The sequence below is a fragment of the Streptomyces chryseus genome, assembly GCF_014650755.1.
Classification (GTDB): Bacteria; Actinomycetota; Actinomycetes; order Streptomycetales; family Streptomycetaceae; genus Streptomyces; species Streptomyces chryseus.
In genome coordinates, this window is record NZ_BMVO01000005.1 from 238,721 (window position 1) to 259,948 (window position 21,228).

Annotated in this window: 19 protein-coding genes; 6 read left to right on the top strand and 13 right to left on the bottom strand. The window is 73.2% G+C overall.

Annotated features, from left to right (window positions below; translation table 11 throughout):
• From pucL to IE185_RS11755, 4 genes are all read left to right on the top strand, one after another.
• The gene (gene pucL, locus IE185_RS11740; RefSeq protein WP_138897088.1) at positions 1 to 924 is read left to right on the top strand and encodes a factor-independent urate hydroxylase; all 924 of its coding nucleotides are present in this window, start codon (positions 1 to 3) and stop codon (positions 922 to 924) included.
• A 73-nt stretch (positions 925 to 997) separates the two neighbouring features.
• Complete coding sequence (locus IE185_RS11745) at positions 998 to 2,425, top strand: nucleobase:cation symporter-2 family protein (RefSeq protein WP_138897087.1); 1,428 nt, start codon at positions 998 to 1,000, stop codon at positions 2,423 to 2,425.
• 39 nt (positions 2,426 to 2,464) lie between these two features.
• Entirely contained in the window at positions 2,465 to 3,850 is a 1,386-nt protein-coding gene (locus IE185_RS11750) for an 8-oxoguanine deaminase (RefSeq protein WP_138897086.1), read from the top strand.
• Positions 3,851 to 4,122: 272 nt separating this feature from the next.
• Entirely contained in the window at positions 4,123 to 5,562 is a 1,440-nt protein-coding gene (locus tag IE185_RS11755; protein WP_189715114.1) for a nucleobase:cation symporter-2 family protein, read from the top strand.
• Positions 5,563 to 5,620: 58 nt separating this feature from the next.
• Here the strand turns inward: IE185_RS11755 and adfB are convergent, their stop codons facing one another.
• The 5 genes from adfB to IE185_RS11780 all read right to left on the bottom strand — a co-directional run bounded on the left by adfB (position 5,621) and on the right by IE185_RS11780 (position 9,086).
• Positions 5,621 to 5,923 carry an actinodefensin-associated protein B gene (gene adfB / locus IE185_RS11760; RefSeq protein ID WP_138907065.1) on the bottom strand — a complete coding sequence of 101 codons (303 nt, stop codon included), beginning with the start codon at positions 5,921 to 5,923 and terminating at the stop codon, positions 5,621 to 5,623.
• On the bottom strand, positions 5,920 to 7,464 hold the full coding sequence (locus tag IE185_RS11765) for an asparagine synthetase B family protein (protein WP_189715116.1): 1,545 nt from the start codon (positions 7,462 to 7,464) through the stop codon (positions 5,920 to 5,922). Before IE185_RS11765 ends, adfB begins: the two co-directional genes overlap by 4 nt.
• Positions 7,465 to 7,499: 35 nt before the next feature.
• On the bottom strand, positions 7,500 to 7,901 hold the full coding sequence (locus tag IE185_RS11770; protein WP_208766362.1) for a lasso peptide biosynthesis protein: 402 nt from the start codon (positions 7,899 to 7,901) through the stop codon (positions 7,500 to 7,502).
• Positions 7,889 to 8,071: a hypothetical protein gene (locus tag IE185_RS11775; protein ID WP_138897502.1), complete on the bottom strand. Its 183-nt coding sequence runs from the start codon at positions 8,069 to 8,071 to the stop codon at positions 7,889 to 7,891. Before IE185_RS11775 ends, IE185_RS11770 begins: the two co-directional genes overlap by 13 nt.
• A 205-nt stretch (positions 8,072 to 8,276) precedes the next feature.
• Complete coding sequence (locus IE185_RS11780) at positions 8,277 to 9,086, bottom strand: chitosanase (RefSeq protein ID WP_138897503.1); 810 nt, start codon at positions 9,084 to 9,086, stop codon at positions 8,277 to 8,279.
• Positions 9,087 to 9,160: 74 nt separating this feature from the next.
• Here IE185_RS11780 and IE185_RS11785 point away from each other — a divergent pair, with 74 nt between their 5' ends.
• Positions 9,161 to 9,844, top strand: a complete 684-nt coding sequence (locus tag IE185_RS11785) for an alpha/beta fold hydrolase (protein ID WP_138897504.1) — start codon at positions 9,161 to 9,163, stop codon at positions 9,842 to 9,844.
• A gap of 130 nt (positions 9,845 to 9,974) precedes the next feature.
• Here IE185_RS11785 and IE185_RS11790 read toward each other — a convergent pair whose 3' ends face one another.
• Complete coding sequence (locus tag IE185_RS11790; protein ID WP_138897505.1) at positions 9,975 to 10,670, bottom strand: hypothetical protein; 696 nt, start codon at positions 10,668 to 10,670, stop codon at positions 9,975 to 9,977.
• 149 nt (positions 10,671 to 10,819) lie between these two features.
• Here IE185_RS11790 and IE185_RS11795 point away from each other — a divergent pair, with 149 nt between their 5' ends.
• Complete coding sequence (locus tag IE185_RS11795; RefSeq protein ID WP_167518913.1) at positions 10,820 to 11,815, top strand: fibronectin type III domain-containing protein; 996 nt, start codon at positions 10,820 to 10,822, stop codon at positions 11,813 to 11,815.
• A gap of 15 nt (positions 11,816 to 11,830) precedes the next feature.
• Here the strand turns inward: IE185_RS11795 and IE185_RS11800 are convergent, their stop codons facing one another.
• From IE185_RS11800 to IE185_RS11830, 7 genes are read right to left on the bottom strand one after another with little or no spacing between them, the layout of a single operon-like run.
• On the bottom strand, positions 11,831 to 12,082 hold the full coding sequence (locus IE185_RS11800; RefSeq protein ID WP_138897507.1) for a Trm112 family protein: 252 nt from the start codon (positions 12,080 to 12,082) through the stop codon (positions 11,831 to 11,833).
• Entirely contained in the window at positions 12,069 to 12,992 is a 924-nt protein-coding gene (locus IE185_RS11805; RefSeq protein ID WP_138897508.1) for a DMT family transporter, read from the bottom strand. The genes IE185_RS11800 and IE185_RS11805 overlap by 14 nt, the downstream gene beginning before the upstream one ends.
• A 5-nt stretch (positions 12,993 to 12,997) precedes the next feature.
• Positions 12,998 to 13,756: a class I SAM-dependent methyltransferase gene (locus IE185_RS11810; RefSeq protein ID WP_189715118.1), complete on the bottom strand. Its 759-nt coding sequence runs from the start codon at positions 13,754 to 13,756 to the stop codon at positions 12,998 to 13,000.
• The gene (locus IE185_RS11815) at positions 13,753 to 15,054 is read right to left on the bottom strand and encodes a condensation protein (RefSeq protein ID WP_189715120.1); all 1,302 of its coding nucleotides are present in this window, start codon (positions 15,052 to 15,054) and stop codon (positions 13,753 to 13,755) included. The genes IE185_RS11810 and IE185_RS11815 overlap by 4 nt, the downstream gene beginning before the upstream one ends.
• The gene (locus IE185_RS11820) at positions 15,051 to 19,343 is read right to left on the bottom strand and encodes an alpha-(1->3)-arabinofuranosyltransferase domain-containing protein (RefSeq protein ID WP_189715137.1); all 4,293 of its coding nucleotides are present in this window, start codon (positions 19,341 to 19,343) and stop codon (positions 15,051 to 15,053) included. Before IE185_RS11820 ends, IE185_RS11815 begins: the two co-directional genes overlap by 4 nt.
• Positions 19,340 to 20,059: a class I SAM-dependent methyltransferase gene (locus IE185_RS11825; RefSeq protein ID WP_138899414.1), complete on the bottom strand. Its 720-nt coding sequence runs from the start codon at positions 20,057 to 20,059 to the stop codon at positions 19,340 to 19,342. Before IE185_RS11825 ends, IE185_RS11820 begins: the two co-directional genes overlap by 4 nt.
• Before the next feature lie 6 nt (positions 20,060 to 20,065).
• Entirely contained in the window at positions 20,066 to 21,217 is a 1,152-nt protein-coding gene (locus tag IE185_RS11830) for a glycosyltransferase family 4 protein (RefSeq protein ID WP_189715122.1), read from the bottom strand.
• Between the last annotated feature and the right edge of the window lie 11 nt (positions 21,218 to 21,228).

Genomic DNA, 21,228 nt, shown 5'->3' on the forward strand with positions numbered 1-21,228 from the left:
ATGCCCACGATTCTCGGCCAGAACCAGTACGGCAAAGCAGAGAACCGCGTCGTCAAGATCACGCGGGACGGCGACACCCACCACATCAAGGACCTGAACGTCTCCGTCGCCCTCTCCGGCGACATGGACGACGTGCACTACTCCGGCTCGAACGCCAACGTCCTGCCGACGGACACCACCAAGAACACGGTGTACGCGTTCGCCAAGGAGTACGGCATCGAGTCCGCCGAGCAGTTCGGCATCCACCTCGCCCGCCACTTCGTGACGTCGCAGGAGCCGATCAAGCGCGCGCGGATCCGGATCGAGGAGTACGCCTGGGACCGCATCGCGACCTCGGACAACAACTCCAAGTTCATCGGCTCCGACGAGGTCAACCACTCCTTCGTCCGCAAGGGCCAGGAGCTGCGCACCACGCAGATCACCTTCGACGGCGAGAACTGGGAGGTCCTCTCCGGCCTCAAGGACCTCACGGTCATGAACTCCACCAACTCGGAGTTCTGGGGCTACGTCAAGGACCGGTACACGACGCTCAAGGAGGCGTACGACCGCATCCTGTGCACCGACGTCGCCTCCGTCTGGCGCTACAACTGGACCAGCGACGAAGACCGGATGCCCAACTGGGAGAAGTCGTACGCGCAGGCCAAGAAGCACATCCTGCAGGCCTTCGCCGAGACGTACTCCCTCTCGCTCCAGCAGACCCTGTACCAGATGGGTTCGCGCGTCATCAACAGCCGGAGCGAGATCGACGAGATCCGCTTCTCGCTGCCGAACAACCACCACTTCCTGGTCGACCTCGAGCCCTTCGGGCTGAAGAACGACAACGAGGTCTACTTCGCCGCCGACCGCCCGTACGGCCTCATCGAGGCCACCATCCTGCGGGACGGCGTCGAGCCGAAGATCCCGGTCGACATGACCAACCTCTGACGCGGGACCGGTACGTCCCCCGCCCACCCCGAACGCGCGGGGCGGGGGCGTACCGGACCGGAGGGAACATCCCATGGCACAGCCTGCAACGGGGCCGGCGCAAGCAGCAGAAGGCCCGTGTTCCGTCCCACCGGCAGCACCGGTCGTCGATCCGGTCGCCGGCCAGGGCGTCCACCCGGTGGACGAGAAGCTCTCCCCCTCGCGGCTCGTCCCCGCCGCGCTCCAGCACATCGCCGCCATGTACGCGGGCGTCGTCACCCCTCCGCTCATCATCGGCCAGGCCGTCGGCCTGGACGCCGCGGGCATGACCCGGCTGATCGCCGCCAGTCTGCTCATCGCCGGTCTCGCCACCCTCCTGCAGACCCTCGGCGCCGGCGGCTTCGCCGGAAACCGGCTGCCGTTCGTCAACGCCGCCTCCTCGGCCGGCATCGCCCCGATGCTCGCCATCGCCGAGACCAGCGCCCCCGGACACCAGCTCCCCGCGATCTACGGCGCGGTGATGGTCGCCGGCGTCTTCTGCCTCACCGTCGGGCCCTTCTTCGGCCGGCTGCTCCGCTTCTTCCCGCCCCTGGTCACCGGCGTCGTCATCACCCTCATCGGCGTCACCCTGATGCCCGTGCCCGTCACCTGGGCGCAGGGCGGCGACAAGACCGCCGCCGACTTCGGCGCCATGAGGTACCTGGCCCTGGCCGCCTTCACTCTCGTGGTCGTCCTGCTCATCCAGCGGTTCGGAAAAGGCTTCGTCAAGCAGGTCGCACTGCTGCTCGGCATGGTGATCGGCACGCTCGCCGCCATCCCCTTCGGCATGGCCGACTTCAGCGCCCTGAAGTCCGCGCCGGTCGCCGCGCTGCCCGCCCCCTTCGCCTTCGGCGCCCCCGAGTTCCAGCCCGCCGCGATCCTCTCGCTGTGCATCGTGATGCTCGTCCTGATGACGGAGTCGTCCGCCGGCATGCTGGCGCTGGGGGAGATCTGCGACCGCAGGACCGACGGGCGGACCATCACCCGCGGCCTGCGCACCGACGGCATCGCGACCCTGTTCGGTCCGGTCTTCGGAGGCTTCCCGACCAGCGCGTTCGCCCAGAACGTCGGCGTCGTCACGCTCACCCGGGTACGCAGCCGGTACGTCGTCGCCGTCGCCGGCGGAGCGCTCCTGGTCCTCGGCGCCTTCCCGGTGCTCGGCGCGGTCGTCTCCACCGTCCCGATGCCGGTACTCGGCGGCGCGGGCATCGTCCTCTTCGGCTCGATCGCGGTCAGCGGCATCCGTACGCTCTCCGAGGCCGGCCTGGACGACAGCTCCAACATCATCCTCGTGGCGGTCGCGCTCGGCGCGGGCATCATCCCGCTCGCCGCGCCCGCCTTCTACACGGACTTCCCCGCCTGGGCCCAGACCGTGCTCGGCTCCGGAATAAGCGCCGGCGCCCTGGTCGCGGTCCTGCTCAACCTGTTCTTTCACCATCTCGGCACCCGGAGCCACGCGGCTGCGGCACTCAAATCCTCCTAGGGTCCTGCCGTGCCCACATCACTGAGAGAAGGACGCACCATGGCAGCATCGGCAGCCGCGCGCACCATCATCGAGAACTGTGCCATCGCCACCGTCGACGCCAACGACACCGAGTACGCCTCGGGTTACGTCGTGGTCGCCGGCAACCGCATCGAGTCGATCGGCGCGGGCAGGGCCCCCGAGGGCCTGGAGAACGTGGTACGCCGGATCGACGGCACGGGCCACCTGGTCACGCCCGGTCTGGTCAACACCCACCACCACTTCTACCAGTGGATCACCCGTGGTCTGGCCACCGACCACAACCTCTTCAACTGGCTCGTCGCGCTGTACCCGACCTGGGCGCGCATCGACGAGGCCATGGTGAAGGCGGCGGCGCAGGGCTCGCTGGCCATGATGGCCCGCGGCGGTGTCACCACCGCGATGGACCACCACTACGTCTTCCCCCAGGGCTCGGGCGACCTGTCCGGCGCGATCATCGGCGCCGCCTCCGACATGGGCGTACGCTTCACCCTCGCCCGCGGCTCCATGGACCGCAGCGAGAAGGACGGCGGCCTGCCGCCGGACTTCGCCGTCGAGACTCTCGAAGGCGCGCTGGCCGCGACCGAGGAGACCGTCAAGAAGCACCACGACGCCTCCTTCGACGCCATGACGCAGGTGGCCGTCGCCCCCTGCTCGCCGTTCTCGGTCTCCACCGAACTGCTCAAGCAGGGCGCCGAACTGGCCCGCCGCCTCGGGGTGCGCCTGCACACCCACGGCAGCGAGACGGTCGAGGAGGAGCAGTTCTGCAAGGAACTGTTCGGCATGGGACCGACCGACTACTTCGAGTCGACCGGATGGCTCGGCAGCGACGTGTGGATGGCCCACTGCGTCCACATGAACGACTCCGACATCGCCGCCTTCGCCCGTACGGGCACGGGTGTCGCCCACTGCCCGTCCTCCAACGCCCGTCTCGCGGCAGGCATCGCCCGCGTCCCGGACATGCTGGCCGCCGGCGTCCCGGTCGGCCTCGGCGTCGACGGCACGGCGTCCAACGAGTCGGGGGAGCTGCACACCGAACTGCGCAACGCGCTCCTGATCAACCGCCTCGGCGCACACCGCGAAGCGGCGCTCAACGCCCGCCAGGCGCTGCGCCTGGGAACGTACGGCGGCGCGCAGGTGCTCGGCCGCGCGGACCAGATCGGTTCGCTGGAGGCCGGCAAGCTCGCCGACCTGGTGATGTGGAAGATCGACGGCATCGGCCACTCCACCATCGCCGACCCGGTCACCGCGATCGTCTTCGGCGCGGCGGCCCCGGTCACCCTCTCGCTCGTCAACGGCAAGCCCGTCGTCGAGGACAACCGCCTGATCACGGTGGACGAGGACGCCGTGGCCCGCGACGCGCGGGCCGAGGCGCAGCGCCTCGCGCGGATCGTCGCGCAGGGCTGAGCAACCCCCCTGGAAGTCCGGCTGAGGGGGACGGCCCTCAGCCGGCGGCCGCGGACCCGAGCGGGGTCCACGGCAGCTGTGCCCGGGGGTGCGCGCCCAAGTGCCCGCACCCCCGGGGACGGTGAACACGAGTCACCGGGCCACGGCCCCGCCGCTCCGCACACCCCCCATGCGTCATGCACGTCTGCACCACCTGCTTCAACGCACCACTCCGCACCACCTCCATGACATCCATGCCCACCGCTGGCGTGTAACCGACCGGAGGAACCGCCGTGGCCGCCAAGCCCAGGTTTCGCAAAGCTGCATCCGCCGAATCCGACTCCCGGTCCGGACCCCCGTCCGGACCCGACCCGAAGCACCCGGTCGACGAGAAACTCCCGCCCGGCAAGATGTTCACCAGCGGCCTCCAGCACGTGGCCGCGATGTACGCCGGCGTGGTGGCCCCTCCGATGATCGTCGGCCCCGCCGTGGGCCTCGACGCCACGGAAACGGCCTTCCTCATGGGGGCCAGCCTCTTCACCGCCGGCATAGCCACGCTGCTCCAGACTCTCGGGTTCTGGAAGATCGGCGCCAAGCTCCCCTTCGTCAACGGCGTCTCGTTCGCCGGTGTGACCCCGATGATCGCCATCGGCAAGGGGGAGGGCGACAACGCGATCCCGATCATCTTCGGGGCGATCATCGTCGCGGGGGTGCTGGGCTTCTTCGCGGCCCCGTACTTCTGCAAACTCGTCCGGTTCTTCCCGCCCGTCGTCACCGGCACCGTGATCACCCTGATCGGTGTGTCCCTGCTGCCGGTCGCCTTCAACTGGTCGCAGGGCGGCAACTCCCAGGCCGACGACTACGGTTCGATGACCAACATCGGCATGGCCGCCGTCACCTTCGTGATCGTCCTGGCGCTGCGCAAGTTCCTGCGCGGCTTCCTCCAGCAGATCGCGATCCTCCTGGGCCTCGTGGCGGGCACGCTCCTCGCGATCCCGGTGGGCATCACCCACTTCGACGCCATCAAGAACGCCGACCTGGTGGGCTTCCCGACCCCCTTCCACTTCGGCGCCCCGCAGTTCGAGATCGCCGCGATCATCTCCATGTGCATCGTGATGCTGGTGTGCATGACCGAGTCGACCGCCGACATGCTCGCCCTCGGCAAGATCGTCGGCCGCCCGGCCGACGAGAAGACCATCGAGGGCGGCCTGCGCGCCGACACCCTCGGCAGCGCGATCAGCCCCCTGTTCAACGGCTTCATGTGCAGCGCCTTCGCGCAGAACATCGGCCTGGTCGCCATGACGAAGGTCCGCAGCCGGTTCGTCGTCGCCACCGGCGGCGGGATCCTGATCCTGCTCGGCCTGTGCCCGGTCCTGGCCTCCGTGATCGCCCTCGTACCGCTGCCGGTGCTCGGCGGCGCCGGAATCGTGCTCTTCGGCACGGTCGCGGCCAGCGGCATCCAGACGCTCGCCACCGCCGCGCTGGAGAAGGGCGAGAACGCCCTGATCGTCGCCGCCGCCCTCGGTATCGGGCTCATCCCGATCGCCGCGCCGACCTTCTACCACGCGTTCCCCGAGGACCTCCTGGTGGTGCTCGACTCCGGCATCAGCACCGGCTGCGTGGTCGCCATCGTCCTCAACCTCGCCTTCAACCACCTGGGCAGGAAGGACACCGGGGAGGAGACTCCCACCCATCCCGAGATCCCGGACCAGATCCCGGCCACCGCTCACTAGGGCAGCGGCGTGCGGCGCGTACGGCACCCCCTCCGGTGCCGTACGCGCCACACGCGTCTCACCCCTCGTGCCCGGCGGCGGGCGACGGCCCAGGGGGCCGCGTCGTCAGCCATCCGGTGGCGAGCAGTTCGGCGGCCAGGCGGGCGGGCGGCGAGTCGCGGTCCGAGGGAGGCAGGCCGGCTGCCAGCAGGCTGTCGAGGGCGGCTGCCTGGGGCTCGCCGCACTCGGCCAGCGTCAGGGTCACCGTGTTGAGCAGCACCGACCCGCCGTACGGCAGACGGGTGAGGGTCACGTGCGGGGCCAGGCACAGGACGGCCGGCACGGGCGCCGGGGACCGGGGCGGGGCGTCGGGTGTCGTCATCGGGTGCCTCGCAGCCATTGGCACACCCACACCAGACGCAGTACCGGCAGGGCGTGGTCCGCCAGTTCGCGCCCGTCGCGCAGGACCGCGAGGACCCGGTCCACGTCCAGTACGCCGAGGTCGGCCAGGGCTCGCTCACGCTCCAGCCAGGCGTGCAGACGCACCCGCTCCCGGTGCAGGTGGGCGAGGGCGCCCCGTCGCAGCCAGTGGCCGGCGGGCGCGCGGCAGAGGCCGTGCATCCGCCGCCCGCGCAGGGCGCGTTCGAGCGGAAGGTGGTTGTGGAAGACCCCGCGCCGGATGCGTCCCAGCTTCGTGGGGCGCAGCGCGGCCACCGCCGCGATCACCTGCGGGTCCAGCGCGGGCAGTACCGCCCCGCCCGTGCCCCGCTCCTCCAGGCCCGCGACCACCCGGCCCGACACCGGGTCGAGGAAGTCGAGGTGCCCCTTCCACAGGGCCAGCATCCCGCGCCGGGAGGCGGCCAGCGCCTCCTCTCCCTCCTCGGTCAGCCCGGGCAGCGGGGTGGCGCCGGTCCAACCGGGCGCCCCGGGCCGCCCCGGCCACCGGCCGTCCGCCGACTCACGGTCGTACGGTCCGGGCGGGAGGACCGTGTTCCCGCCGAGCAGTTCGCGGGCCTCGGCAAGGCCGCGCAGGGTGTCGGTGACGTGGAACGGTTCGCAGCCCAGCAGCCGCCACCCGCGGTACCCCGTACCGGCCTCCGGCAGCCTGGCCGACGTCAGGTCCTTCAGCAGCCCTCCGCTCACCACCGGCAGCCCGCAGCTCTCGCTCAGCCGCTCCATCAGCCGCCGCGGCACCTCCGTGTCGGGCAGCGGCGGCACGGGCTCGCGCCCGCTCACCGGTTCGTGCGCGAACAACCGCGCCGGATCGACCGGGACATGGCGGATCTCCAGGCCGGGCACCGGCGACGGCACGGCGGGGGACCCGCCACCCCGGGCGCCCCCGAAGTCCGCGTGCAGCAGGACGGGCCGGTGGCCCGCCGCCAGCGCGCTGACGGCGACGAACGCCGAGGCGAGCCCCCCGCTGTAGGCGATGGCGTACTCGCCCTTCAGACCGTCCAGTGCGCGCCCCACCGCCTCCGCCGGCCCCGTCCCCGGCTCGGCGAGCTCCGGCCGCTGCCGCGTGACGGTGACCCCGGCCGCGTCCACCCGTACGACGGTCCCCACCGCCAGCCGCCGCACATCCGGCAGCAGCGTGGCGTCGGGCGAGGGCACCGTGCCGTGGACCAGCGCGAGCAACTGGCCCGTGCGGGGGGGCCGGTGGGAACCGCCTTCTTGGAACGCGCGCAGGTCCTCGCCCCACTCGACGCGTCCGGGCCCCACCCGGTAGTAGACCGGCCGGTCGCCCGGGCTGTCGCGGCTCAGCTCGAAGACGTCCGGCGCGGGCCGCCCGGCCCGGACGCCCGGGGGGTCCGTCCAGCCGGCCGGACCGGCGCAGTCGACGCCGGTGCGCGTCGCCCGCGCGAACCCGAGCGGGGCGGGCGGTCCGGCCGGCGGTCTCGCCCCGGATCCCGTGGTGGCTCGCAAGCGCGCTTCCGTCTTCGTCTCCGTCCTCGCTTCCGTCATCCGTCCCGCCCCGATCGATGGACCTCGACATAGGTCTCCCGTACCGGCATCGACGTGCTCACCACCGCTTCCCCGCACTGCACCCACGCGTAGAAACCCGAGGGCGGCGTGACCGGGACCAGCTCCCGGCCGAGGTGGAACGAGGCCGGAATGCCCATCCGCCGCAGCCCGGCCACCAGGAACAGCGCGTCGTCCACCGGGTCCAGGAACCCCATGGTCAGACGTTGGGCGACCCGTAGCCGCGCGACCGCGGCCCCGGCGTCCCGGGGTCCCGTGCCGCGTCGCCGCCGCCCGGTCCGCTCCACCCCCGGCCAGTCGCCGAGCCGGTACGAACCGTCCTCGCCCTTGACGGACTCCACGAACCGGCGCGCCCCGCGCGCCGCTTTCACCAGCAACAAGAAAGGCCCTCCCCGAACTTCCAGCCGAACCATCCGCTGCAGCACTCCGACGCGCCCCAGCACGTGACTCCGAACGTCTCGCAAGCCGCCGCCACCGTGGTCGGCGCGGCGAACAGGTGCTGCTGCAGGCCCGGACCGGCGAGGCGTGCGGCGAGTGATGTCGTGGTCACGTTGTCCCCTTTCTCCGTGGCGCGGGCAACCGGGCAGCGCGGGGCGCGCCGCCGGTGGAGCTGCCCGTGATCTTGAGCCGTCACAAAAAGTATCGTCACCTGTACTGACCGTCACCAGGCGTGCGGGAGCGGGGCCCCCGGCGCGCGGTGCGCCGCTCACGCTCTTGTGGGCGGGACCGTCCGGTTGTAGGTGCTGCCCTCGCCCTCAGTCCAGGCGGTAGCTGTCGCCGTACACCTTCCAGCGCAGCGGCGGTTCCAGGTCCAGCCTGCCCTCGCGTACGAACACCCGCTGCGCGGTGTCGATGCGGCTGGTGTCCGTGTGCGACGGCTCGCGGCGGATCGCCGCCACGCGGGCGTCCAGGAACGCGTTCAGGTACGCCGTCTCGTCGCCGCCCCGCGAGGGCGGATCGGCCACCGCCATCGCCTCGCGGCGCATCGTGCGGAATCCGACCGTGCCCGGGGCGTCACCGGCGCCGTGCATCACGTAGGCGTCGAAGTAGATGAACTGTCCCAGCGCGCCCAGCCCGTCGCCCTCGGCCCGCGCGACGGCCGGGTCGAAGTAGTGCAGGTCCCGCTCCGCGTCCTGCGCCCGGCGGAACGCCGGATCTTTCGCCGCCCGCACCCACGCCCGGGTGAACGGCCGCCCCAGCCCCCGGTGCGACGCGCTGCCCTCGACCGCCCGCAGCGCCGGAAGGAACGGCTCCAGCGGGTTGCCGGGCGCGGTCCGCGCGTACCGCTCGACGACCTTCAGCAGGTCGCCGCAGCCGGAGCAGAAGCCGATGACGCCGCCGGTGTAGCCCCGGCCGTCGCCGATGTCCTCGATGTACGCGTACTGCGCCTTCCAGTCCAGCGAGGAGTTCTCGGCACTGGAGACGATCCGCATCGCGGTGTCCTTCTTCGCCGGATCGGCGAGCCCGGCGCCCTGCGCGTCCCCGCCGCCCCCGGGACCGGCGCAGGCGGACAGGGCCAGCAGCAGGACGGCCGGCAGCAGGCGCAGTGGACGGGTCGGCTTCACCTGGCGGGGACCTTTCGCGGGGCCGCGCACCCGCGCGGTCGGAACGCCCCGGCGCGGCCTGTAGCGTCGGGGGCATGGAGCACTCTGTAGTGGATGTCGGTGACGTGCGTCTGGCCTACCGGACCTGGGGCGACGCGTTCGGGGCGCCGGTCGTCCTCCTGCACGCGCTCGGCTCGTCCTCCGCGAGCTGGGAGGAGGCCGGGCAGGCGCTCGGCGAGGAATGGCGGGTCTACGCGATCGACCTGCGCGGGCACGGCGAGAGCGACTGGCCCGACGAGTACTCCGTCGAGCTCATGCGGGACGACGTCCTGGGCTTCCTGGACGAACTGGAACTGGACCGGGTCGGAGTGGTGGGCCACGGCATGGGCGGCGTCGTCGCCCGCCTGCTGGCGCAGGACAACTCGGACCGGGTGGAGCGGCTCGTCCTGGAGGAGACCCCGCCGCCGTTCCCCGGCGTCACGGAGGCGTCGACCGCGCGCCCCGACGAACCGCTGGACTACGACTGGCCCGTCGTCGCGGCCGTCACGGGCCAGCTCGCCGACCCCGACCCGGACTGGGCCGAGGCGCTCGGCGAGATCGTCGCCCCGACCATGATCATCACGGGTGGCCCGGACAGCTCCCTGCCGCAGGACCGGATGCCGGACATGGCCGCGCTCATCCCCGACTGCCGGCTCATCACCATCCCGGCCGGACATTACGTACATGAGGAGCGCCCCCGCCCGTTCGCGCATGAGGTCACCGAGTTCATGACCAGCTGACTCCGGCGGATGCCACCACCCCGTACCGGCTGATCCCCAGGACGCCCGCGCGGCCCGGCCGGTTCACAGCGGGCCGGAGCCGGTCCCGCCGTCCGGTCGCCGCGGCCACGAGGGCGAAGTGGCGCCGGGGTCAGCGGTGGTACCAGTCCGTGCTGTCGCTGATGGCGATCGAGACGTACGTCTGATGGATCGCCACCAGCGACGCCACCACCCGGGGGTCCCACTGGCCCCGCACGACCCGGTAGTCGCCGGCCAGGCCGCGGAAGGACATCACGGCCCGGCCCGCGCCGTCGCGCCACACGATGCGACGCGGCGTCGTGACCGGGTCCTGCGCCATGCCGGTGAAGGCGGCGAACAGCAGCGCCACGTTGACGGGCAGGAGCACCGTCCACCACAGCGCCCACCACATCAGGCGCCCGGCCGAGCCGCGCACCGGGGGCGTGCCGGCCTGCTCCACGGTCCAGTGGGAACGCCCGATCCGGAAGATCCGCCCGCGCCGCAGCGAGATGCGGCCGATCGGCGCCCCGTCCGCGTCCAGCACCCGGTACACGAAACGCGGGCCGCCGAATCCGAAGCCGGTGCCGTGCTCCGTCGTCACCGAGGCGAGGACCTCACCGCACCGCTCGTCGGCGAACAGCAGGATCTCCCGGGCGCCCGGGAGGTACGCGTTCGGGCCTCCGGCGGCCGTGTTGCGCAGCAGGTACGCCACGGGACGCGCGCCCTGCGCCGTACCGTCGTCGGCGACCACGCGGACGGGTGCCCCCGGCCCGGGGGTGAGGGACGCGTCGCGGCCGCGGGGGTCGAGCATTCTGTACGTGATCGCCATCCGGGCGGCCCCCTATTTCGTGATCCGGTCCGTTCTGGGGCGTCAGCCTAATAGCGGGGTTCGCGCGCACTCTTGCCGGGCGTCGCCCCACGTGGCATACAGGTCTGGACCATTGTCCCCGGCTGTCCCCCCGGATGGAGGGTCCGACCGTGCAACGCCCCACCGTACGCACCGGTTCGATCTGTTCTGCCGTCACCCTGCTCACCCTGGTGGGGGTGGCGGTCGGCGGCTGCACCGGCTCCGGGCCCGACCGGGACACCGAGAAACCCTCCCGGCCCGGCGCGGTGACGGCCCAGGCGGGCAGCGCCACCTCGGTGCACGTGATGTGGGACCGGTCCACGGACAACAGGGCCGTCGCCGGGTACGAGGTGTACGAGAACGGTGCCCGGATCAAGACCGTCACCGGGACGCGGCACATGGTCGACATCGACCGGCTCGCGCCCTCGACCGGGTACACCTTCACCGTCCGCGCGCGGGACGCCGCCGGCAATCTCTCCGCCGCCGGCGCGGCCGCCCCCGTCACGACCCCGGCCCGCACACCGGACGACCGGAAGCCGCCCTCGGCGCCCGCGAAGCTGCGGGGGCGGATCGAGGGGACCGGCGCCGTGCGCCTGTCCTGGCAGCGGGCCGCCGACGACACGGCCGTCACGTCGTACGACATCTACCAGGAGGACTCCCGCGTCCACAGCGTGCCCGGCGACACCACCACCGCCCGGGTCACCGGGCTGCGGCCCGGGACCGTCTACACGTTCACCGTCCGGGCCCGGGACGCCGCCGAGAACTCCTCCGGGGACAGCGCCGCCGTCGATCTGACCACCGCGCCCGGGCGCGGCGACGGCCCGTCCACCGCCCCCGGGGACCTGCGGGCCACGGCGCGCACGAAGGACGGGGTGCGGGGCATCGACGTCGAGTGGACACCGCCGCGGGTCGCCGGCGGGGGAGCGGTGAAGGAGCACCAGCTCTTCCTCAACGGCGAGTTGGCGACGACGATCGTGTGGGGTGCGCAGCCGCCGGCGGGGAGGGCGGCGTACCACTTCACGGTCGGCGAGCCGGTCGGCACGCGGTACAGCATCAAGCTGCGCGCGAAGCTGCCGGACGGGAAGTGGGGGGACTTCTCGGCGCAGCGGACCGTCGTGACCCGGTGAGCGGCCCGGGCGCGCTCAGCCGGCCGGCGGCGGGGGCTCGGACTCGGCTGAGGGGGTGAGCGCCGCCGGCAGGGCCAGCAGGCGGTGGTGCTCGCTCTCCGCCACCTGTTCGCCCGAGGAGGGGAGCAACTGGGGAATGCCGTCGACGATCGGGTAGCGGCGCCGCAGACGGGGGTTGTAGAGGGCGTTCTCCGGTACGAGAAGGGTCAGCGGGCCCTTGTCGAGGGGGCAGGCGAGGATCTGCAGCAGCGGGTCATCGGGGGTCATGGCTCAACTCCTGGGTGGTGGGCTCTTGCTGGTGTGCGGCGAGGGTCAGCAGGACCCCCACCGCGAGGACGGCTCCGGCCAGGCGCAGGGTCAGGCGCACCGGGTCGTCGGGCAGCGACTCGCCGAAGGCGAAGGTGCCGACGGCCGCGGTGTAGAGGCAGGACGTCGTCGTGCAGACCGGGACCACGAGGGAGGCGCGGCAGCGCTGCAGCGCGGTCTGGGACAGCAGCAGGCCCGTCGCTCCCGTGATGAGGAGCAGGTACGGGTAGGGCCCCGTGAGCAGGGTGAGCGCGGCACCCGCCGGGTCGTCCAGGGTGGCCGGGGTGAGGTGCGCGGAGACGCCCTTGATGGCCAGTGAGCTGACGCCGTAGACGAAGCCGACGGCCACGCCGTAGGCGACGCCGTCGGCGGTCGGCGCCCGGTGGCGGTGCGCGACGCGGCGCTCGGTGGCGGAGTACAGGCTGAGGCCGATGGCGAGGGAGAGGGCGCTGATCAGCACGACGAGGGCGAACGGGGAGCTTCGGCCGACGCTGTCGCTGCTCTGGCGCAGGGAGCCGACCACCATGAGCAGGGCGAGGAGGACGGCGGCCAGCGCGTACCGCTCGCGGGCCGTGGTCCGTTCGCCGAGGAAGCGGTGGGAGAAGAGGAGCAGCAGGACCAGTCCCGAGACGAACAGGCCCTGGGCGGCGGCCATCGGGAGCGTCCGGTAGACGACGAGCTGCGCCGTGAAGCCGCCGGCGAGGGCGAGGGAGCCGCCGATCCACAGCGGGCTGCGCAGGAGGTGGCGGAGCAGGTGCGCGGGGCGGCGGACGTTCAGCGCCGGTAACCCGGCCAGGGCGCGCTTCTGCAGGACGAAGCCCGCGCTGTACAGGACGTTCGCCAGCAGCGCTGCCGCCACCCCCCACCCCATCGTGCTCAGGCCGCCGCGCGGCGGCGGGCGTGCGCCAGGAGGATCGACGCCGCGGTGGGCGCGGCGGAGCACACCAGCCGGTCCAGGGCGCGCAGCGGGCGGGGGACGCCGTGGAAGGGGGCGCCGGTGATCCGCACGACGTCGAAGCCCGACGCGGTGAGGAACTCGCGCAGCGCGCGGGCCGTGTAGAGGCGCAGGTGGCCGACCACCTCGGTGCCGGGGCGGCCGTGGATCGCGCGCAGGCTCACCTCCGAGAAGACGGGCTGGGTGCCGGTCAGGAGCAGGGCGCGGTTGTACCAGGCGGCGAGGTTGGGGGTGGAGAGCATCAGGTGGCCGCCGGGGGCCAGGACGCGTCTCAGCTCGTCCAGGGCGCTGTCCGGGTCCACCAGGTGCTCGATCACTTCGCTGAAGAGGACCGCGTCCGCCGCCCCCGTGGCGAAGGGCAGCCCGCTGTCGCCCAGTTCGCCCCGTACGACGTGGGTGAGGTGCCGCGACGCCCGGCGCAGCGCGTCCTGGGACCAGTCGACACCGATGACGCGGTGGTCGCGGAGCAGCGGTGCGGCGGTGGCCGCCGCCGTGCCGTCGCCGCAGCCGATGTCCAGGACGGTCGCTCCCGGGCGGGGCAGGGCGGCGGCGAGGATGCGGGCCTGGCGCAGGGTGCGCGGGGTCCCGGAGGCCACGGGGACGGCCGGGTTCTCGTAGAAGTCCTGGAGGGTCGGCGGGGTGTGGGGGCGGGTGGCGTGGGCGGTGTCCGGGTGCGTCACGACGTCACTCCGGACGCGTCCAGGTACTCCGTGAACAGGCTCAGCAGCCGTTCGCCGTCGGCGTCCCCCAGCAGCACGCCCGACCAGCGCAGCGCGAGGTGCAGGCGGCCCGCCGTACTCGCCGTGGTGACCGTGAGGCCGCGGGGCATGCGGGCGGGGGCCGAGAACCACACGGCCGTCGCCCGGCCCGCGCCCTCGCCGAAGTCCAGGGGGTACGGGACGCGGCCGATGTTGCTGAGCAGCGTGGTCGACGTCCACGGCGCCGCGGTGCGGCGCAGGGCGCGGGTGAACGCCGCCCGGACCGCCACCGGCAGCACGGGCGCCGTCAGCAGGGCGGCGCCGTGGCCCAGTTGGGGGCGCGGCAGTGCCTTCAGCGTGCGGGTGCGCAGGGCGGTACGGCGCAGGAGGTCCGGGACGTCCGCGTCGTGCGCGAGTTCGGCGGGGGAGAACGGCACCTCCACCAGCCGGGTGCCGTTGCCTATCGGCATGTCGGCGTCCCGGGAACGGTCGTCCACCGGCATCGTGATGCGCATCGGGCGGGGCGGGCCGCCGTGCTCGCGGTTCCAGGTGGCGATCATCCGGGCGGTCGCGACCATGAGCTGGTCGTTGACCGTGTACGGCGCGTCGCGCGGGCGGGTCGGCAGCGGGAGGTCGGCCGTCAGCATGCCGTTGGGAGCCGCCGAGGTGGGCGTGCCGCGGGCCACGCGCGCCACGGGGGCGAAGCCGGTGCGCGGGGCGGCGGCCGCGTGGTCCCCGGCGGCGGGCGAGCTCGGGGCCGGGGCGCGCCTGGGGGCCGGTGTCGCCGGGGAGTTGTCACGGCCGCCGTACAGCTCGGCGGCGGTGGCCAGGACGCGGAGGCAGGCGGGGCCGTCCAGGGCGGTGTGGTTGACGGTGAGGAGCAGGACGCGGTCGACGACCTCCATGCGTACGGGTGGGGAGAGGCTGAGCGGCGGTGCGAGGGACAGGGCGCGGGCCCTGGCCCGGGTGAGGGCGTCGGGAGTGGCCGGCGGGAACGTCACGACCTCGGTGTCGGGGTGCGGGGTGAGTTCCCACTCGTACCGCCGCCGGTACCAGGCGCCGGGAGCCTCGCGCATGAGGATGCGGGGGTGGCGCCGCAGGGCCTCGGTGAAGGCGGCGCGCAGGCGGGCGGGGTCGGGGCGGCCCGGCAGATGGACCTCGATGTGCACGGTCTCGGGCACGCGGGGGTGCAGGCAGTGCCGGGTCACCTCGTCCACCACCGTGAAGGGGACGCGGTGGGGGCGGCTGCCGGGGCGGGCGGGGTGCTGGAGCGCGGTCACTGGGGCCTCTCCTGACCGGGGTCGGTGCGTTGGTCCCGGGTCCCGGCCACGGGGGTCCCGGTGACGGGGCCTGCGGGGCCGGTGCCGTGCCGGGGAGTCTCCTCGGGCGCCGAACGTTCGGGTACGGGGTGTCGTTCGGGGTGGTTGCGTTCGACACCCTGCGGGGAGCGCCCCGGCACGTCCCCTCCTGGCACCGCATGGACGTCCGGGGCGTTGCGCGGTGTGGTGACCAGGGCCGCTGTCAGGGCGGTCAGGGCCAGGAGCTGGGCCACCGGGCCGAACGCGCCCGCCGACGCGGAGGCGGGTTCGCCTGCCTGGAGGGCTGCCACCGTGCCCGCCGCCGTCATCGCCAGGAGGGCGACGAGGGGGAGGAGGGTGTGGCGGAAGTGGGCGACGAGGGCGAGGAGTGGGATCAGCAGGGCTGCCAGGAGGCCGGCGGTCAGTGCGAGGGTGACGGTCAGGGCCGCCAGGCCCAGGACGGAGCCCGGGGCGGGTGGAGCGGGTGGAGTGGGCGAGGTGGGTTGCGCTTCGGTTCGGCGGCGGTAGAGGGCCAGGGCTGCCAGGGCCGCGAGGGCCAAGGCGCCGCCGATCAGGCCGGCTTCGTACACGCGCGCCGGTTTGTACTCCATGCGCACCTCGCCGCCCTCGCCCTCCGGGATCAGCCAGCCCTGCTGCCAGCCGTCCAGCCGCAGGGACGGCAGTTCGCGGCCGTTGAGGGTGGCCTGCCAGCCCGCGTTCGCGTTCTCGTAGGTCTGGAGGTACGAGGCCTCGCCCGCCCCGACGGTGAGGGAACGGCGGTCGCCCGCGGCGTCCTTGACGGTGAGGGCGCGGGGGCGCTGGGCCGGTGGCGTGGCCTTGTTCCTCGTCAGGGTGATGTCGGTCAGGGCCAGCGGGCCCGTGTCACCGGCCTCCACGCGGTGCGTGCCCGCGGGCAGGCTCGCCCTGCCGTCGCGCTGCGGGCCCGCGCAGAGCGACACCTCGACGGGGCGGCGCTCGGTGAGGTCGCTCAGCTTCCCGCTCGCGGCGGTGGCGTGCAGGGTGCCGTCGATGGCGAGGACGGGGCCCTGGCCGCACGCAAGTTGGAACGTCTCGGTCGGTTCGGGCTGCGGGACTCTGAAGTCGTCCAGTGCGGGGACGTACACCTCGCTGAGGCCCACGGGGAGCTGCATCTCGCCGTTCGCCACCGGGTTGTGGACCGTGAGCGCCGCCGCGCGGGTGATCTTGATGTCCAGGCGGTCGGTCCTGATGGGTTCGAAGCGGGCCAGGCCGTTCTCGTCCACCGAGGCCGTCGTCGCTCCGTCGGGTGAGCTGATCTCCACCTGCTCCGGGCGGGTGGACAGGCCCCCGGCGGCGGCGAAGACGATCTCGCCGATGGGGCGCTTCCCCGGCCAGCGCAGGTGAAGGGTCGGGTTGTCGCCCGCTATCCACGCCGTCGTGAGGTCGCCGTCGACGAGGTTGCGGGGGGTGAGCGACGCGCCCAGGCGGGACGTCGAGTCCGCCGTGGCCGTCAGCCGGCGGCGTTGTTCGGGGGCGAGCGTGTAGAGGAGCTCGTCCAGCTTGTCGCCCGGTACGGGCAGGGCCGTGGCGGTCAGCGTGTACGTGCCCTTCGTGGTCGTCGAGAACTGGCGGTGCAGGCCCACCTCCGCCGACACGGGCGACAGCCCGCCCGGGTCACTGCCCCGGTGGAGGGATACCAGGTCGGGGTCCGCGTCCCGGGGCAGGGAGAGGAGGCGGGTCACCTGGACGCCGGGGATGTCCACGGAGGTGAAGCCCGCGCCCATCAGCCCGGGGCGGCCCTGCTGGGCGCCCGTGATGGTGAGCTTCAGGTACGTCGCCCGGCCCGGAGGCGCGTCGATCTCCTGCGGTGCGCCGTTGGGGTGCAGGGGGCTCGTCCTGCTGCCGTTGTCGGTCTCCACGCGTACGGCTGTCGGTGCGGCTCGCAGGCCCTCCGACGGGAGGGGCGTCACGCGGATCCGGGAGGGGAGGGTGGTGGGGGACGAGAAGGCGACGCGCAGCCACTCACCCTTCGGGTTCGCCGCGCTGCCCTCCGCCCACGCCGTGTCGGGGTTTCCGTCGAACGCGTTCACCGGGTCGTACTGCGGCAGGTGGAACAGCCAGTTGCCGCTGCTCGACGCCGTCACCGACTTCGCGCCGCGCAGTACGGCCGTGGTCTGGTGCTTGATGTCGTCGGTCGGCAGGATCTGGCGGGGCTCGCGGCCCGGGTCCTGGAGGCTCTCGGGGTGGTTCTTCTCGTTGGCGGTGTACGTGTAGGAGGTGTTCGAGTTGACCAGGCCGAAGCGGGTGTCGGCGCGCCGCAGGCCGTCGGCCGCCGCCTGGACCGCCGGGTCCGCCAGGCCGGGGTGGCTGTCACCGGTGAGTACGGCGGGACGCCCCCGCATCGTCGGGTCGGCCGAGAGGCGCAGGAGTGCCTCGGGGCCGCCGCTGACGAGCGCGGTGTCCGCCACCGGGGCGATGCCCGCCCTGGTGGGGCGCGGTGTGGTCGCGGGAGGTTCGTAGATCTCCACCGCCTGTTGCCGGGGGTAGAGGCCCTCGATCTGGACGGGGGTGTCGTCCGGGATGCGGCCGCCCGTGAGGACCGGGCCGAACGCCGTGACCCGACGGTAGCCGGACTCCTCCAGGGTGCGCTTGACGGTCTGCGGGGGTACGTAGCCGATCTGGTCCGGGTCCAGGTCGTTGCGCACGACGACGTAGTGCAGGCCGGCGCGGCTCAGGAAGTCGCTCAGGCCGGGGACCCGCCCTCCGGTGGTGAGGGCCTGCTCCACCGCGTCCATGGCCCGGCGGTTGCCGGGCGTTCCGAACGGCACGTAGTCGCGCTGTGCCCAGCGGGACCCCGCGAGCACGTCGAGCGGCTGGTCGATCGTCGAGCCCCAGGTGTGGATGCCGTGCGCCGTCGCCGGGACCACCAGGGCGCGGGCGTCGGGCGAGTACTCCTCAAGCCAGCCGGCCGTCTGCTTCCAGTGGGCGGGCAGCTTCGTGAAGGAACCCGGCTGGAGGATGTCGCCGTTGAGGTAGGGCAGGGCCAGGGCGGGGAGGATCAGCAGGGCGGTGAGGGGGGCGGTCAGGCGGCGGACGGACGGCAGGGAGGCCGTGGCCGTGATGTGCGTGAGGCCGAGGGCCAGCACGAGGGCCAGGCCCGGCTGGAACTTGTAGATGTTGCGGAAGGGGACCAGTGGGCCGTTCAGCCAGTCCTGGAACGTCGACGCGAAGGGGCCGCCCAGCGGGCCGCCGTACCCGGCGAGGGTGACGGCCGAGACGCAGAGGGCGATCAGCAGCAGCCAGCGCCGCTCCGGCATGTCGCGCCGTGCCAGGCCGGCGAGGCCGAGCGCGGCGGCGACGGCGGAGCCCAGCACGACCGGGGCCGCCGTGGCGACCGTCCAGCCGGCGGGCAGCCACGCCTCGCCGAAGTGCAGGTACGCCGTCCAGTTGCCCGCGCCGCGCAGCATCTCGGTGGCGGACATGGTCGCCGTGGTGGTCTCGGCCTGTTCCACGTACGGAAGGAAGTTCTCGCCGTGGATGCCGAGCAGCAGCAGCGGCACCACCCACCAGGCGGTGGCGAGCAGCACCCCCGGCACCCACCAGGCGATCAGCGCGCGGCGGCGGGGCGCGGCCGGCCGGCTGAGGAGGTAGAGCCCCACCGGGAGCAGCGCCGCAAGCGTCGACGCCGCGTTCACTCCGCCCATGCACGGGATGACGAGGGCCGAGCGCAGCGCCGCGACGCGGGGCGTGGTGCGGGGGTTGGTGAGCGGCAGCAGGACCCAGGGGAGCAGCGCTCCCGGCAGCGCGGCCGCCGACGTCGAGCCGACGACGATCGTGTACGTCGGCCACAGGGCGTACGCCGCCGCGCCCACCAGACGGGTCGCGGGCGAGCCCACGCCCAGCCGTTCGGCCAGCCGCAGCGCGCCCCAGAACGCCACCGTCACGACGATCGAGAGCCACAGGCGCTCCGCCAGCCAGACCGGCAGGTGCGCCAGGTCGGCCAGCGCGTAGAACGGCAGCATCGGGAAGGCGTAGCCGACGTACTGGTCGAAGATGCCGCCGAAGCCCGCCCTGCTGTGCCACAACTCGCCCAGGTCGGAGAGGAACCGGAACGGGTCCAGCGCCACACCGAGCTTCGTCTCGAACGTCATCCTGCCCGGGGACGCGGCGACGAACGCGAGTAGTACCGCGCACCAGAACCCGAAGAGCCAGCGGCGTGAGCGCGGGCCCTGCGGCGGATCCGGGCGGGCCGGGGGCGGGGTCCTGGGAGGCGCCTGGAGGGTGGTCGTCATGGACACCGCCGGAGGATGAGGAGGAGATTCCAGGTGGCGAACTCGCGCAGCAGGGGGATCCTCGGCGCGACGCCGGGAAGGAACGGCCAGTAACGGGCCCGGGCCGTCACCACTTCGGTGTCGGTACGGGAGCGGACCTGGCGCAGCGTGGAGCCGATGTGAATCCGGAAGAGGTTCTCGCCGAGGGTGTGCTTGGCGCTGCGGCCGGTGCGGCGTTCGTAGCGGCGGCGGGCCCGTTCGGCGCCCAGGTAGTGCCAGGGCGCCCACTCGTGGCCGCCCCACGGGGAGTACCAGTTGGTGAACGAGACGTAGATCAGACCGCCCGGCGCGGTGACGCGCACCAGCTCGCTGAGGAAGGTCCCCGGGTCCTCGACGTGCTCCAGGACGTTGGAGGAGAAGCTGATGTCCGCCGCGCCGTCCGCGAGAGGGAGCAGGTAGCCGTCGGCCAGTACGGTGCCCCGCGCCGTGCGGCCCCTCAGTTCGCGTACGTCCGGTTCGAAGAGGTAGCTGTGCGCCCCGCGCCGGCGGAACTCCTCGGCGAAGTGGCCGCTGCCGCCGCCGATGTCGACGACGACACGGCCGGCCAGCGGCCCGTACCGCTCCAGTTGGTCGGCGGCGTCACGGGCCAGCAGGGCGTAGCAGTGGTCCGGGTCGGACTGCTCGTTCAGGAAGGCCCGGAAGAGGGTGACGGACCTGCGCAGGGAGGGGTCCTTCACCGGGGCTCACCTCCGCCGGTGGGCGAGGGCCGCCTCCGCCGCCACCGCCCGGAACTGGCGCACCGTGCTGCTCCACCGGTAGTGCGCCGCGCGCGCGGCCGCCGCGCGGCCCATCGCCTCGCGCCGCTCGGCGCTCAGGGCCAGCGTGCACCAGGCGGCGGCGAACGAGCTCTCGCCGCGCGCCAGTACGCCGGTCACGCCGTCGGCTATGGAGTCGCGCAGGCCCGGTACGTCGAAGCCGATCGCCGGGGTGCCCCGGGTCGCCGCCTCGGTCACCACCAGGCCCCAGCCCTCGACCGCGGACGGGTGCAGCAACAGGTGGGCAGCGCACAGGAGTTGGTGCTTCTCCGCCTCGGAGACACGGCCCTTGAAGAGCACGTCCGGGCCGGCGAGGGCTTCCAGGGCGCGGCGCTCCGGCCCGTCGCCGATGATCACCAGCTTGCCGCCGGTCACCGGCCGCACCCGCTCCCACAGGCGCAGGAGCAGGTCGATGCGCTTGTACTCGACCAGCCGGCCCATCGCGAGGAAGAGCGGCTGCGGGGAGCGCGGTGTGCGTTCCGTGGGCTGTTCGACACCGTTGTGCACGACCCTGATGCGGCCGGGGTCCACCCCGAGCGCGGTGAGCGCGGACGCCGTGGAGGACGACACGGCGACCAGGAGGTTGTCGCGCTGGGCCGCCGACAGCGCCCAGTGCTCCAGGCGGCGTCCGAGACCGGCCGCCGGGCCCGGGTAGCGCATGCCCCACAGCTCCGTGTGCACGTGGTTGACCAGGCACAGGGTGGGGCCGCGGTGCCACAGGGGCGTGAGGTAGGGCAGGCCGTTGCAGACCTCGACCAGCAGGTCGCAGTCGCCGACCTGCCGGGCGAAGGCGCGGCGCGCCCTGACGAAGTGGCCGAGGTCGCCGCCCGCGGAGACGACCCGGTAGTCGCGGTACGCCGCTGGGCCTCCGCACAGCAGCGTCACCTGGTGGCCGAGGGCCGTCAGGCCGTCCGCGAGGCGGTCGACGAGGAGTTCCGAGCCGCCGGCGGCGGGGTTGCCGAGGTCGCGGCGGGAGAGGAAGACGATCCGGCGGGGCTGCCGGGAGGTGGGGTGGGTGAGTACGGACTGCGTCTGCGGGGGTTTCGCATCGTGCAGGGTGGGGGGCACGTGCTGGGGCATGCGAGCTCCAA